Source organism: Paenibacillus endoradicis, assembly GCF_024721975.1.
Map to the genome: position 1 here is coordinate 765,830 of NZ_JANQBB010000002.1, position 15,426 is coordinate 781,255.

Genomic DNA, 15,426 nt, shown 5'->3' on the forward strand with positions numbered 1-15,426 from the left:
CATGATTATGATGGAGTGACACTATGAAAATTCCAAATCTGACAAATTAACATAGTATAATTTTGGCACTAGTTCCTCTCCTGTATTGGGGTTTTTATATTTCATTGTGATTAGTAGTTTGTCATTTTTATTTCTCGAAATGTTGATGATATAATACCTTTCATCATCGACATTAAACGTTGCTTTTCTTAGTGTGCCATCTGTGTAATTTAGTAGATATAAGTCATTGTCTTTGCCGAACGACTGATAAAATAAACCCGAAATTTTGCTTTTTACAGATTCTGAAGACATTTCAAATTCTGGATTAACATCCATAATAGAGCGTAGGGAGTCATTTTCAATCTTCCCTAAAAATCTTGTAATGCTAAAATTTGAATAGTATATATAATCGTTTGCAATGACAAAATTTGATACCCCTTGACGTAATTCGTTCTCGGGCGAGTCGGTAGAATTAGATGGAATCGTTGACACATCAACAGAACGCAGTAAACTCATATCATGGTCATATACATCTAGGTACAACCATATTTTCACACCGTATTCTATTTTCAACCGTAATAATGATATTGTATTTTCGTCAGATGTTATCTGTCGGATAGCTTCCCCTATATTTGTTTTGTCATCAAAATCAAATTTCTTTAGAATCTTTCTCTCGTTCGTTTCTGTGTTATATTCTTCTAACTCAGAACCGCCGGTAGCGATTACTCTAACCATTAACAGTTTATTTCCCACAGCTGTCATGGTGTTGTAGGGAAATCCACCTTCTTCAGAAAAAATAACTGACATAGTATTACTGATTAAGTCCACTTTATAAAGATGAAGCGTTCTGTTTTTAATGTCCGATATTTCACCAGTTGTGACAAACATGTATAAAGAGTTATCAATGACTGTCGTATCATACTTAGCTTCGTATGACCAATTTTTAACTGTACCTAATCTTATATTTTCTTTTGTTTCAAAATTGTAACGATAGTAATCCATTTCGGTTATCGAGTCAACAGACCCAGTAGGAATTTTATTGTAAATAATGCTGTCATCGGTTAGCACTAAGATCCCATAACGCTCAATATCTCCGATTTTTGCATTGTTAATGTCATAAATTGAAATTTTTTCATTTGAAATCGAAGTGCTTGCGGTAATTGTTTGTTTAATATCGCGTATTTCTTCGTTTTCTGAATTGTCATCACAGCTACATAGAATCATTATAAAAGCCAAGGCAAGCAAACCTATTATTTTTTTCAAACTAACCCTTCCTTTTCGCAAAAGCCATCAACTTTAAATCAAGAGGTGTTTGCTTAACAAACACCTCTTGATTTATAAATTTTACCAAACTACCCGTGTACAAACACTATTAGCAACAGCTGCTGTTTTTTCATAATAATATGCCCATCCAGATTGTGTTCCACCAAGTGGATCAGCGAATTGAATTTTTGACTTGTCGTCATATATTGCGTTAACCACCAAGCTATGACCAGTTGTTGCATAATGCCAATTTGCTCCAGTCGTATTTACAATCCCCATCGACCCCGGCGATTGCATAGTTACAATATCGTGATATAAATAATTGCCCATAGCTGTTTGACTTGGATTTGCAGAATAAATATAATAAACTGTACTTTGCTTGCTATTTAAGTAAGGCGCAAGCGTTGTAGGATCTGTGCCGTTGGCATCGGTTCCTAAATCACTTGCTATCGTAGCTTGGCTATCAGATGACCCAGTAAGATATTGCACCATACTCTTTGCAGTTGCTGGAAGGCAGTAATTACTTTTAGTTTGCTGATACATATTGAACGTACCCGGTATTGAAATCTTAGTTGGTGTTGCTCTTGTTATGGAGGTTTGGGTCGCAAGTTCTTCTGCAACTTCCTCAGCAATCCGAATTTTTTCGTTTATGTTCGCCCATTCATCTTTGGTAAGGCCACTATAATAGTCATCGATTTCGGTAGGGGATAAAACGATCTCTCCAGCGGGTGCTGATCCTTTTGTTTCAGCATTAAATGCCTCTGCACTGGCATATGTAACAAAAGAAGAAAGCATAATCAAAGCCAAGAGGAAACATAAAAACCTTTTTGTCTTTTTCATAGTAATCCACCTTTCATAATTCAAATATTTACAGGCCATTTTATAGACAAGCCCGTATACTGTCTTTCTGAGGATTGATTGTTCTTGCCGAAATCGGAAGCTACTGGTGGAAGGAATTCTCATCAGCACACCGAGGATCAGTTTCGAACCCAGCGATCACTAGGCATTTCATCCCTAGCCTAAGTTTTTGACAACACGTAACAGAGCAATTTCCTCTGTTCACCACTAAACCCTACTTTTTTTTGGTAAATGATACAAATAATTCCAATTCATTTTTCTACTTAATATTACCATTCATACAAATAACAGAGAATGATCTTTTAGACCCAAAACTATGTTGAAAAGTGTCGAAGAATTCGAAAATTGGAGCTTCCGAACTTCTTTTGACTGCAAAGCATGGAGATAACTGATAGCTTGATCGATCTGCTTATTCAAATTACGAGGACCCGATTGTGCTAAATGCTACACCCCTTCATGCAAACGCAAATGATTCAATATATTAACTACGACAAAAAAGCAGCTCGAATACATGCGAGCTGCTTTTTCAAAGGAAACGCTATTTTCGATCATATAGTTTATTACGTCCATTTTAAACTGTACTGTTAAAAACAACAGATTTGGTTGCACCAATTCGTTCAGCAAGGTCTTTTATACTTTCATTAGCGTTTTGATACCAAATGACGGTATTTAGTTTTTTCATGCACCTGTGTACACTCCACATGTGCCGTGTTAGGGAACATCTCTACTTCCTGCATCTCACGAAACACTATTTCATCTTATCCTCCATTACCTTGGATTAGTTCCTCGTTCAAGAAACAACGTCGAATTGATGACCAAATTTTCTTCAGGACATGTTCGACCTAAAATCCGCCACCCCTGCTTATTCAACTGCGATTCATCAATTGATTCGTACATGATTTTCTTCATCCCCTCTGCTGTGCGAACAGCTACTAACGGATCTGAATTAGTTCGAATAATTTGTTCAAGCACTTCCTTCTTATTTCTAACGAGACTTGCCACAAAGATTTGTCTATAAGAGCTATAGTCGAATTCTGATCCATTCCCCATTACTACAGTAACGTTATCCTCTAAGCCCAAGCGCTCGAGTAGAATACATGATGCATCATAGGCCGCAGAATCCATTTCCAGGCAGATAATCTTCACATCACCTAGTAAGTGTAAAATAATAGGACTTAACGGCATCGGCCCACTGCCTACAAAGATAATTGGTAACTTCTCAGTCTGAACATCCTCCCGAATGAACTGACGAAGCCTAGTCAGCTCCTGACTAACTAATGCCTTGTAAATATTCCAATAAGGCAATTTTGTTAAGATATCCAAGACTGAACTCTCAGATTTGCAAATGTCACGAGAATCACTTAGTTCTACTAGACATTCAGCTTCTGACAACTTATCTTGCAAATTTCGTTGGTTCATTCTAATATAGTCGTTGCTTAGAACGGTTTGTATCTCCTCTGGTGAATAGTGGGATCGTAATTGAAGTGAAAGTTGACTAATGATTCTAGTTACCAATTGATTAGCAGGAGACAGATCTAATTCCTTCTGAAGAAGTTCATTTGCTTCGCGGATAAAAGTGATAAGATTATCAACCATTTGTATTCTTGACGCGTTAACTGTATGTATAGTAGAACTAGTTGGATAAACCTTCATTTCCCTAATTCCTCCCTCACTCTACTTCCTATTTCTTATTACCAACTATATTCATATGGTCAAAGATTTAGAAGAATGTTGAGACGTGATATACAGTCTCAACTATTCTGTACAGATAGTAAAGTGGCGATGGAACAGGTAACTCAAAAAATTCTTTAGGATATAGATGCTCGAATGGTTCTATACAAGCAAGTAAAATACAAAAATACGGTAGGTACTGTTTCTAGTACCTACCGTATGAACAACACCTGCTTACAACTCTATTTCTGGTGAATAATCTAGACTTACATTGAACATTCGCGAAATTATAACTAACTGCTTGATTCTTGTTGCATACTTACATCTTAGTTATGGATATATCATCACGGTATATATTATGCTTTCTTACGTTTCATTGCATAGATAATAACACCAATTGCAAAAAGAATCATACAAATAGATGACAAGCGATACATCATCTCATAAGAAGTAAACGTAACAATAATACCTAGAATAATTGCCCCAAGTGATACCCCAAGATCAGTAGCGTTGTAGAACAAGCCATTCACTGTACCGTAATCCTCTTTGCTAGCGGAACGAAGCATCCATGCTTGTAAAGTAGGTTGGATAGAGCCGAATCCTACTCCATACAATAATGCCGATACAATAAGTAAACTCATTGATGTTGTATAAGATAATACAATCATACTTACAATAACGAAGATCGCTGCAGGAATAAGTACTATAATGGGACCTTTACTGTCAAAAATTTTACCCGCAATCGGGCGAACCATCAGTATAGTTAACGCATTGAATAAGAAAAATAGTCCAACTTGAGATAAATTCAACTGCTCACCATAAACTGCAATAAAACTTAATATCCCACTGTAAGTAACGGATAATAGCACATTAAGTATTGCCGGGAAATAAATTGGGAAGATCATAATGTCTCGCATACTACTTTTATTCTCTTCTGGCTGCTGTGCATGAGTATGAACGACTTGTTGTGAAGCAGTTTTATCTATTGAGAATTTCTCCAACCCTTTGTTGTCCTGACGTTCTGCTAACTCTGTTAATGAATTTACTTTATTAGATCGGAGCTTATAGACGCCTGCTATAAATAGCATTGGAAACATACAAACGACTGCCCCAGCGCCAATCGTCGCTAATGTTGTAAAACCTGAAGCTTTCATAATACCCATCCCTGTTGCGGGACCAATCGACATAGCCAAGCTAGTAGAAAGTCCAAAATAACCTATACCTTCACCCATTCGTTTGGGCGGAATAATTTGCGTAACTAACGTTGGAATAATGGTACTACCAACACCAAAGCCAAATCCATATACCGCGCGCATTACTAATAGTGGCGCTACAGACTCTGGCAAAGCACATAACACTGTAGAAACGGCAGCAATAATTAATCCCGCTGTTAGTACAATGTCTTTAGACCAACGCTTAATCCAACGTCCCGTCAATAACCTCGCAATAATAGCTGTAATCGCAAATGCGCTTGTCGCAAGACTAACCTGCATATCCCCACCATTCAAATTCCCTTTTATATGCATAGAGAATGATGATAATAACATCTGCAAATTTAGAAATAGAAGAAACGATGCTAACGATAACGTAATAAATTGCTTCGTCCATAAGCGTGGTTTTTCAATCGCAATCGCTCCATTGTTCACTACTCTCTGTTGTTCATTCATGTTGCCTCAACTCCATCTTTAGTCTCTATCTCAGTTTTTGTCTACTATTCTGTTCCTAATTCTTTGTTGAAATAACTATTTAACTCCATTAAATACTGCTTCAGCTGATCGTGAGATTCTACACTAATACAAGCCCTGACTTCATCAGAAATGCTTTCTTCAATTGAAATGGTATCCGCAATTAGTTGTCTACCTTGCTCGGTGGCATAGATTCGCATGGATCGACGATCCATTTCATCTTCTTGACGAACAATAAACCCTTTATGCTCAAGTTGATGTAAAATACGTGTCACTGTAGGTTTATCCTTAAATGTGCGGGCAGCGATTTCCTTCTGTATCATTCCTTCATCATCAGCGACATGGTATAGAACTGACCATTGCTCAGGCGTAATATCAAAATCTTTCAAACGATGCATTAGCAATGCAGTAACTTTGCGATACGTTGCTCCAAGTAAAAAGCCTACTGACATTAGCGGTTCCTTACCTTGTATTTCCATTTTCAAGCTCCGTTCTTTAATTAGTTGTCTTGACAATTATATACCTCTAAAGTGATTGTTGCAACCTATTAGTTATTGTTAATTAACTATATAAATGTTATACGTGGATAACTTTTTATCTCCAAAATAATGACATACAAAAAATACAGTAGCTATACACATGATGTGTATAGCTACTGTATAAGTACTCCTAAATAGCTCTTTCCTTACTATATATTGAGATAAACTAAGTATTATTTAACACTTATACACAGCATGTTGATGGAATTGTGTATAACAATTTGGGTGAACTAGAACTTACTATGCTCTCCACATATTTCTACGATGACCTGTGCATAGATTTGTGCCGCCAATAATAAATCATCCTTAATATTAAATACTAGCCTTTGATCGCTCCCGATGAAACACCTTTAACAAAATATTTTTGGAGGGAGAGGAAAGCAATTAATACTGGTACTAGCGATAAAGTCGTTCCAGCAAAAATCATATCCCAACGAGATGAAAATTCTCCTACATAATAGAACAACTCTACGATCATCGTTTTGGTCTGACCAGAAGGTAGCACTAGCATCGGCATTAAAAAATCATTCCATATACCAAGCCCTTGCAGGACAACCATACTTGCTGTAACAGGACCGAGTAACGGGAACACAATTCTAAAAAAAATCCCTATTCTTGAGCATCCATCGATTTCTGCAGATTCCTCTATTTCACGTGGTACTCCTTTCAAAAAACTCGTGAACAATAAGACGCCAAAGCCCACTGATCCAGCAATATAAATCATAATAGGACCCATTAGATTTCCGAATAACCCCATCATGTTCAGCTGCTTGAACAACGGAATCATATACACTTGAAATGGAACCATCATTCCAAACAAGAAAAACACATAGACAATGTTCGTCCATTTTGTATCCGTTCGCTCGATGGCATAGGCTGCCATCGGAATGATGAAAATCATCGCGGCAATCGAAGCTACCGTCAAAATAGCACTATTTAGCATAGCTTTCGGAAATTCAGTTTCAGTCAATAAATATTTGAAGCTTTCTGTATAAAGTTCAGATGGAAAAGCAATTGCATCTCGTAAAATCTCTGAGTTTGTCTTAAAAGCAGACATAATATTAAAAAGAATTGGGAAAATAAAAACAATTGCAATCAACAGAGTTACTACAAATGTAATTACTTCATTGCTCGTAATTGGTTTTTTCACTTTTTTCTCCATGCTACATCTGCACCTCCCTTTTACGAAGCAAACGAATTTGAATAAGTGAGATTATCATAATGATAATAAATAGCACGATAGCAAGCGCTGTACCAAAACCTTGTCTTCCCTCACCAAAAGCTACCTTGTATATAATGTAAGTCAACGTCTCAGTTGCAAAGCCTGGGCCACCATTAGTCATTACTGCAATCTGATCAAACAGCTTCAATGAGTTGATCATTGATAACATGACACACACTGTCGTCGCACCCGCCAGCAATGGAAAGGTAATATGGCGGAATTGCTTCCACTTTCCAGCCCCATCAATATTAGCCGCCTCAAGAAGCTCCTGCGGTATGCCTTGTAATCCTGCCAAATAAATGATCATATAGTAGCCTGAAGCCTTCCATACTGTTGATAATATAATCGAAAGCAATGCATAGTCTGGATTACCAAGCCAATCTGCTTTTAACGCACTTAAGCCCACCATATCGAGTAATTGGTTGATAACCCCGAAATTATAATTCAAAATAATCATCCAAATAAATCCCATAATAATTCCACTCATCAGAACTGGAAAATAAAAGATACTACGAAATAAGTTACGGAACCAGCGTACTTGATCTACTAAAATTGCTAAAGCTAGTGCGACTACATTTTCAAGCAAGACAAGTGCAATCGCTACGATAATAGTATTTTTCAATGCATTATGAACCCTTGGACTTTCCCAAATTTCTTGAAAATTATTAAATCCAATATACCGGATGTTATCGCTAATGCCATCCCATGAAGTAAAGCTAAGATATATACTACTTAAGGTAGGAACCATAACAAACAGGCTATACAATACAAATGCAGGCAATATAAACCATATCGCGTAATTCATCCACCATTTTTTCTTTTTTCTACCCGTTGCAATGGCTTCCATCACTTACTCTTCCTCCCTTAAACAAATTAACCTCCGCCAATAGGCAGAGGTTATCTTGCTTGTCGATTGCCTAAACTCGATTGTTGTTATTGTTTGTTAGCTTTGACATTGCTATCGTATTCCGTATCGGATTGTTTCATATAATTTGCTACTTCTCCGTTATTAACAACCAACTCCTGTAATAGCTTATAGAACCAGTTGCGGAATTGTGGAGGGATCGCGTTTTCACCGTACCAGTTGTTAATCATCATGGATTTTTGAATAGAAGGATCGGCCATAATTTTCAATACTTCTTCCATTTGCTCATTCGTATCATACGATACTTCAGCGGCAGTTGTCGGAATACCGTTAACTGTTGCTAGATATGGGCTGTATTGCGCTGGATCAAAGAAGAAATTAATAAACGATTTAATCGCTTCCACTTTATCTGGATCTTTTGCAGCCTCTGCGGATAATGACCACCCTGCAAGTGCAGGTAAGCCATTGATAACGACAGAGCCATCACGATTAGGCAAAGCGTAAAAACCGAATTCAAAAGCAGGGTCTGCTTCTTCGATTTGTCCTAGCATCCAAGGACCGGAATAAAGCTGAGCAGCTTTACCAGTTACTAGCATTGAGGCCGTCTGATTATCTCCTGTACTTAGCCAACCTTTATCTACATACTTGGAGAATAGATCCTTATAATCGGTCATTGCCTGAACAACATTTGCATCTGTAAAGCTTACCGTTTGCGCTGTACGTTTGGAGTTCCAATCCGGGTCATCCTTGAACACATTGTTGATTAGGAAGTAATTAACCCAGAAGCCCATATGGAACAAATCCTTACCGCCAACAACGATTGGCGAGATACCACTAGCAAGAAGTTTTTCTTGAATTCCGACAAATTCATCGTATGTTTTTGGTAACTCTGTAATTCCTGCATCCGTATATGCTTTTTTGCTGTAAATAATTCCTTGTGGTGCGTTGCCTGTCATTGGAGCATTATAATATTTACCCTCATAAGTTGGTAACACTTCAAACAAACTATGAAGCTCCTCTGGAAGCTCCGCTAGCTTGCCCGCATCCACAAACACTTTAGTATCACGCATTTCTACAAGATCGGGGAATTCACCCACTGCATCTTTAGTTTTCAACCAATCTAGATAAGAATCACTCGTTGTTTCACTGATGTTTTTAATCGTAATATGTGAGTTTGCTTTCATAAATGCATCAATCGTAGTTTCAATCGCTTGTTTCGTTGCTGGGTCGCCCGTTGCGTATGCTATAGAAATCGTTACTGGCTTAGGTTGGTCTGTCGCTTCCTCTGAATTTGTTGGAGCCTTAGCAGGAGTGTTATTTTCTTTGCCCGAATTGTTGCTGGTACCACCACATGCCGTTAATACTAATGAAATTACCATAATAATGGACCATAACTGCAGAATCGATTTTTTAGTCATCTTTCTATAAACCTCCCTTTAGTGATCAACGATTACAGGATATTTATTTCCTTGCTTTAAGATTATCATCGCCTCTATTTAATAGGAATGAAGTTTTTTAAGCCGCATATGTGGGTATTTTATGATGTTTTTCAATATTCAAATAATTAATAAAACATTGCTGAAAAAATTTAACGTCACAGCATTATGAATCTTGTTTTCACTATATAGAGATAACGGCTAGCCTAGACATATTCAATAAATACTGCTGATCTTGGTAATAACAAATCTTCGTTAATATGCTGCTGGTAGTATCTTTTCCCTTCCAAGTTACTTAGTAAAATAGGATATGAGGAATGATTTACTACGACTAATCCATTTTCAAAAACAGCAGTTTCAATGTTTTTCCCATAGAAGTTACAGCTAGGCTTAAGATGTCTGCTAATTACATCATGAGTAATATTAGCTTTCATCATCGGAATCGGATATAACTCATTGTTTTTCTGTTCTAATGGTACATGCGGGGCTACTTTAGCACTATAAGAATAACCAAAATAGAATCCAAAAGAATAAACATATCCATTGCCAAAACGATTAGAAACTACACAGCCTAAGTTATCACTCAAATAAGTAGCAATAACCTCATCTCCTTCAAAACTTTCAAAACAGTCACCCTGAGGCAAACCACCTTCGCCATATTGAATACAATCCGGCTCATGGGGTGTTCCCGCAATAGATAAAGCTGCTTCCACAAGTTGATCATTAGGACCATGAAGAAGTACTCCACCCTGCTTCACCCATTGTTGTATCCTTTGTTCAGCTTCAACATTTTGTTCGAGAAGATAACAGTCATTAGCACTAATAATTAATATGCTATAGTTAGAAAGGTGATTGTGAATTACCATGTTCAAATCTATAATATCTGCCGAGTAACCAGCATCGCAGCAAGATTTGTACCAACCTAACATATCTATTCTTCGTTCTTTATTACCATCCACTGACATTGGTTCAAAAGCAGACATAGCTGAAGGGAACAAAATGGCGATAGCCTTTGTTCTATTTCCTTTGATCATAGGGATTACGTCTTTTGCCCATTGGTTAGCCGTTGCTAACGAAGCCTTGAAAGATTCTTCCATGCGATGTAGAACCCCTCCATCATCTAATCCACTCATCCCGTAAGATGTATATCCCTTTGCTCCATTAGCCACCATGCTTCCGACCATTTGACATGGAGTAATACTTGAATAGATATCATGATACAGGAATCTTCCCCAATAAATCCCTCCTACAAAATCTCTTCCATCATTCATAGCTCGCATCATACTGTGCTGGCAAGCTACGACATAAGGATCTGCATCCCCATAAGGAGTTATTGGAACAGTAATAAAATGCGCGGAATCAACATATGGCGACAATGCATAAATATCTATACCTCGCATTGAAGTGTCCCATAGTTCACTAAAACCTACATTTGAGAGCATCGATCCATCGATATTCAAAAAGTAGCTCCATTGAGCCAAATTCGGGCATAGAAATAAACTGTCATCCATTTCATTAAAACGGCTCTTCATCGTTGAAAAGTAATGACATAGCTCTTCCTTTCTCCATTTCATATTATCTGCCCACATGATTACTTTGGGAGTTAACTGGGCGACATCTTCACTTGTATACATCTGTTCGTTTTTATATTTCAGTTCATACCAATAATCTTTTGGTGTTAATTCAGAAAACGTAATGAAATCTGTCGCATATTTGTTATTAAAGAAATGAATACTATCATTGTATTGTGTTGATAACCATTTCAAATATCTTTGAATGCCTTCCTCATCAAAGCTAGGAGCGACTATAGGATCCCACATGCTGCATATAGGTTTTCTTATTTCACCATTAATCTCAACCATTGTGCCATTATCTCCATAGGTACTGAGTAAACCAGCGACATGATCCATCATAGAATCTTGAGCCAAAGGAGACCAATATCGATACCATCTTCCATCAGATCCATCTATATTTTTCACCGAATCACCATAAATCGGAGGGCTAAAGCGAATATTAGGATATAAATTGTCACCGTTGAGATACAAGGCCAAAAACTCATGACTCATACCATTAGCTTTCAGAGTCTCAATCGTATATTCTATCATTTTCACATATTGACTTGCTTCAAGTCCTTGGTATCTATCTCGGAAATCCTCCCATGCTTTGGCATCAAGAAGAAAACTATTAAATCCTAGCTCCTTTGCTAGTTTTACTGAATACTCTACAAAGTTTTCATCATCAAAAGCAGGTTTGTAAAAGTTCCCTGCCCATACGTTAATGTACGGTTCCATATTGTTTTGATCGATCATATGTACATCTCCTACTATATTGTTTTTATTTGATGGCTTTATTGTGGCGCTCAGTAATAGGAAGCAATAAGCAAACTGAAGTACCGATATGCTCCACGCTACTAATTGACAAGCCATATTCATCTCCACACACAGATTTAATACGGTCATGAACATTTTTAATACCTACGTTTTTACTTGGCGCTTTTGGCTCCGATAGCCGTTTCATCAGTTCATGTAATCGAGCTTCACTTATGCCTGCTCCATCATCGTAGACCGTAACGGATAGCCTGTCCTCGACTACCTCAAGCGTAACAAGTACAGTGCCTTTACCACCCTTGTAGAGAATTCCATGCTGTATAGCATTTTCTACAATTGGCTGTAGTGACAGTTTGAGAATTTGCCAATCAAGTCGTACATCCTCGGCTATATTCAAACGAAGCTCGATTCGATTTTCATAACGAACCCGAATAATATGAAAATAATCATTCAGATGATCAAGTTCCTCCTGTATCGATACCCAATCCTCACCATAATCAATGACATATTTCAATTGATTAGATAAAGCAAGAATCATGTCGGCTACCTCGCCATCATCTTTGTAAACAGCATTCATTCGTATAACCTCTAGCGTATTGTACAAATAATGTGGTCTAATTTGACTTTTCAACGCATTAAGCTCCGCTTGTTTTTGTTTTATTTCCGCAATATATGCATCATTAATAAATAGTTTTAATCTTTCCACCATTTTGTTGAAGCCGAAAGCAAGCCGTCCGATCTCATCCTTGCTGTACTTTGTAATTTGTATATCCAGATTACCCATTTCCACCTTATTCATATGCTTTAGTATGTTAAGAATCGGAGAAGATAGTCTTCTGGAAAAAAGCGTCCCCATAGCAAGAAGCACGATCGAACATACGATAATAGCAACGTATATCGTAGATTGTATATTTTTAAGTTGATTGAACAGATTTTGACTCGATACACGCATAAGCACCTGTCCAGATAAATATGGAACCTCACCGCTAAAGATCAAATAATTTTCATCTTCTGCGTGAGCATACAAATTTTCTGTATCCGCTTTCAATATATCTTCCCTATTACTGTAATATATGCGTTGATCACCATCTAGCACATACAGCTCGTCGTCTTTACTCAAGTTCAATTCTTGGAGAAAGACGTCAAGTACACTAGCATCAACATCAATAAAGAGACTACCTACAACCTTATGTTCCTTTGCCAGGATGCCGTTAATATCAATCAGATTACGACCGAACGTAATCACCTTCTTATTCGGACTTCCGTAATAATCTTCTGAGTGAGTTGGATAGATCGATAATTGATTAGGTCGATCTATAAGCGGCTCCGACCACAGTTCCAGAGGTAACTTCTCTACCTCAAAAGGCTTGCTCTGCCGCGTCTGATAATACACTTTGTTATCCAACGAACGCACAAAGTAGACACTTCTTATATGCTTATCACTGTATAATACCGTCTTCAAAAAGGCATCAATTGGAAGATCATTAATCTGCTCAAAATGATTGACGTTTTCAGTTTGATTAACGGAAATACTATGCGAATATCCTTCATATCTTCCTGTATACATCAATCGAGTTATTTCGTCATAATCCAAGAAAACATTGTTAATGTTATAACTCATATACATTGACATTTGCTTCAAATTGTTAACCGTAAATTGCTGAACATGCCCAGTAAATGCTTGTAAAGAAAAGATGCTCAGCGCAATAAGCGGTAATAACCCTACCAACAAAAAAGCCATTGAAAATTTGACGAATACGCTATTCCACCATTTCCGAATAAAAGTCATCGAACTCCTCCTGACATGGTACTACTTATCGTGTTAATCATACCTTGTCAGTTCCGATATGCAACATATTTCTCATTTTGTTATAATTGTAAAATAATCAAAATCAGCTTGCTTCATCATTCCAGACAAATCCTGAGCGCATAGTCCGATCATCGTCCCAGTAAAACCAAGCTTGCCCTCATATTCATCTGACAACTGACCTAGATCAAGCGTATTCCCTATATTTAGCCATGTTGTACCATCAGGAGAGCAACTGAACTGAACTCGATGAAATTGAACGATCACCTTCAAATAGCAACGTTCCCAGTTGTCTGTCAGCACCACTGCCCCATCAGGTTCATCATATTGGCCTTGTTTTGTTACGACAAGCGCGATATGCTTTCCTCTATCTTCATCTCGACTTATCCGCAAATAGAAATGATCAGATTCGTCATAGTATAGTACTAAACCTGCCATTTGATTGAAATGCTCTGGTTCGAACTCTACACATGTTTCTACTTCACATTCAAAATGGTCAAGCCTTCTAGCTACCATGCTTTGGTTATGCCAGGAGTACAAGGACTCTCTACCGCGAAGCCGCAAATAACCTGGACGCTCCGTCAAGCTCAACCAATCTCCACTTGCAGGGACGCGTAGTGTGAAATATTGGCCTCCAAGTTCTTCATCTTCAAAGTCATCTGTACTAGGTAACTGTAAAAACGTATGCGGTGGTAAATCTGGCGCTTGCTCGGTAACTGGTGGTAGCTTTCCACCTTGTGTAAGTCTAAGCCAGCCATCTTCTGTCCATACAAGTCGAGCCAGTCCAGTCTCACGTCCAAGTGGAGATAGTCGCCTTTCTGGCAGAGGACGTGCACAGATATAGGACATATACCATTCACCATTTTGCGTTTCCACTATAGCTCCGTGTCCTGCTTTCTGCAAAGGATAATCTGGGGTATCCACTGTCGTTATTAATGGAAACTCGGGATCATACTCATATGGCCCTTCAATATGACGTGAGCGAGCCAATGTTGCTGCATGGTTCCATCCAGTGCCCCCTTCAGCAAGTAATAAGTAATACCATCCATTGCGCTTGAACATAAATGGCCCTTCTGTGACACCTATCGAAGTTCCCGTTGCAATCTTCGTCACTGGCCCAATTAAGCACCTCTTCTCCTCGGAATATTGCTGCATCATTATTCCACTAAATCGATCTTTTCCTTTGCGATAATCCCAAGCCATATTGAGCAAATATTTTCGTCCATCATCATCATGAAACAAAAACGGGTCAAAACCACTACTGTTCAAATGAATCGGTGTGGACCATGGGCCCATAATATCGTTAGAAGTTAGTAAATAATTGTGCAAGTCTTTAAATACACCTCGGCGTGCTTTGACATCGGTAATCATCAAATAAAATGTTCCATTATGATACGTTAGTGCTGGAGCCCAGATTCCTCCCGAGCTAGGTGTACCGCGCAGATCAAGCTGAGACACCTCACTTAGCGGTCGCGTCAACATACGCCAGTGAACCAAATCACGTGAATGATGAATTTGTACGCCCGGAAACCATTCAAATGTAGACGTAGCTATATAGTAATCATCACCGACACGCAACATTGAAGCATCCGGATTAAAACCTCGCAATACGGGATTGCTAATAATCGTCATTTGTCTCTCTCCTTCTTAGCTTTTGTTTAACCCTATCATGCGTACATAAAACAATAAATGAAGTTTCTTTATGTAAATATCAGCTTTTTTAACACCAGTTGCCAATACAAAAACCGCACTGTCGAATATGACTAGTGCGGGC

The 15,426-nt window shown here is 38.0% G+C and carries 11 protein-coding genes; all 11 read right to left on the reverse strand.

Going from position 1 to position 15,426, the window contains the following annotated elements:
• Positions 1 to 21: 21 nt before the first annotated feature.
• A complete protein-coding gene (locus tag NV377_RS09400; protein ID WP_258200938.1) occupies positions 22 to 1,242 on the reverse strand; it encodes a hypothetical protein in 1,221 nt (406 codons plus the stop codon).
• 81 nt (positions 1,243 to 1,323) lie between these two features.
• A complete protein-coding gene (locus NV377_RS09405) occupies positions 1,324 to 2,082 on the reverse strand; it encodes a C39 family peptidase (RefSeq protein ID WP_258200939.1) in 759 nt (252 codons plus the stop codon).
• A gap of 786 nt (positions 2,083 to 2,868) precedes the next feature.
• The gene (locus tag NV377_RS09410; protein WP_258200940.1) at positions 2,869 to 3,753 is read right to left on the reverse strand and encodes a nicotianamine synthase family protein; all 885 of its coding nucleotides are present in this window, start codon (positions 3,751 to 3,753) and stop codon (positions 2,869 to 2,871) included.
• Positions 3,754 to 4,127: 374 nt separating this feature from the next.
• On the reverse strand, positions 4,128 to 5,438 hold the full coding sequence (locus NV377_RS09415; protein WP_258200941.1) for an MFS transporter: 1,311 nt from the start codon (positions 5,436 to 5,438) through the stop codon (positions 4,128 to 4,130).
• A gap of 44 nt (positions 5,439 to 5,482) precedes the next feature.
• A complete protein-coding gene (locus NV377_RS09420; RefSeq protein ID WP_258200942.1) occupies positions 5,483 to 5,971 on the reverse strand; it encodes a MarR family winged helix-turn-helix transcriptional regulator in 489 nt (162 codons plus the stop codon).
• A gap of 343 nt (positions 5,972 to 6,314) precedes the next feature.
• The gene (locus NV377_RS09425) at positions 6,315 to 7,157 is read right to left on the reverse strand and encodes a carbohydrate ABC transporter permease (protein WP_258200943.1); all 843 of its coding nucleotides are present in this window, start codon (positions 7,155 to 7,157) and stop codon (positions 6,315 to 6,317) included.
• A 1-nt stretch (position 7,158) separates the two neighbouring features.
• A complete protein-coding gene (locus NV377_RS09430) occupies positions 7,159 to 8,064 on the reverse strand; it encodes a carbohydrate ABC transporter permease (protein WP_258201162.1) in 906 nt (301 codons plus the stop codon).
• 86 nt (positions 8,065 to 8,150) lie between these two features.
• Positions 8,151 to 9,500: an ABC transporter substrate-binding protein gene (locus tag NV377_RS09435; protein WP_258200944.1), complete on the reverse strand. Its 1,350-nt coding sequence runs from the start codon at positions 9,498 to 9,500 to the stop codon at positions 8,151 to 8,153.
• 224 nt (positions 9,501 to 9,724) lie between these two features.
• The gene (locus tag NV377_RS09440; protein WP_258200945.1) at positions 9,725 to 11,827 is read right to left on the reverse strand and encodes a type 1 glutamine amidotransferase family protein; all 2,103 of its coding nucleotides are present in this window, start codon (positions 11,825 to 11,827) and stop codon (positions 9,725 to 9,727) included.
• A gap of 25 nt (positions 11,828 to 11,852) precedes the next feature.
• Positions 11,853 to 13,634 (reverse strand): cache domain-containing sensor histidine kinase, encoded by a 1,782-nt coding sequence (locus tag NV377_RS09445; RefSeq protein WP_258200946.1) that lies wholly within the window; start codon positions 13,632 to 13,634, stop codon positions 11,853 to 11,855.
• Positions 13,635 to 13,706: 72 nt separating this feature from the next.
• Positions 13,707 to 15,284 carry a glycoside hydrolase family 43 protein gene (locus NV377_RS09450; RefSeq protein WP_258200947.1) on the reverse strand — a complete coding sequence of 526 codons (1,578 nt, stop codon included), beginning with the start codon at positions 15,282 to 15,284 and terminating at the stop codon, positions 13,707 to 13,709.
• Positions 15,285 to 15,426 lie beyond the last annotated feature (142 nt).

Bases quoted from the DNA above. Each gene is read 5' to 3' on its own strand.
- NV377_RS09440 (WP_258200945.1), bottom strand. From the start codon at position 11,827: ATGATCGATCAAAACAATATGGAACCGTACATTAACGTATGGGCAGGG.
- NV377_RS09445 (WP_258200946.1), bottom strand. From the start codon at position 13,634: ATGACTTTTATTCGGAAATGGTGGAATAGCGTATTCGTCAAATTTTCA.
- NV377_RS09410 (WP_258200940.1), bottom strand. From the start codon at position 3,753: ATGAAGGTTTATCCAACTAGTTCTACTATACATACAGTTAACGCGTCA.
- NV377_RS09405 (WP_258200939.1), bottom strand. From the start codon at position 2,082: ATGAAAAAGACAAAAAGGTTTTTATGTTTCCTCTTGGCTTTGATTATG.
- NV377_RS09425 (WP_258200943.1), bottom strand. From the start codon at position 7,157: ATGGAGAAAAAAGTGAAAAAACCAATTACGAGCAATGAAGTAATTACA.
- NV377_RS09435 (WP_258200944.1), bottom strand. From the start codon at position 9,500: ATGACTAAAAAATCGATTCTGCAGTTATGGTCCATTATTATGGTAATT.
- NV377_RS09430 (WP_258201162.1), bottom strand. From the start codon at position 8,064: ATGGAAGCCATTGCAACGGGTAGAAAAAAGAAAAAATGGTGGATGAAT.
- NV377_RS09450 (WP_258200947.1), bottom strand. From the start codon at position 15,284: ATGACGATTATTAGCAATCCCGTATTGCGAGGTTTTAATCCGGATGCT.
- NV377_RS09415 (WP_258200941.1), bottom strand. From the start codon at position 5,438: ATGAATGAACAACAGAGAGTAGTGAACAATGGAGCGATTGCGATTGAA.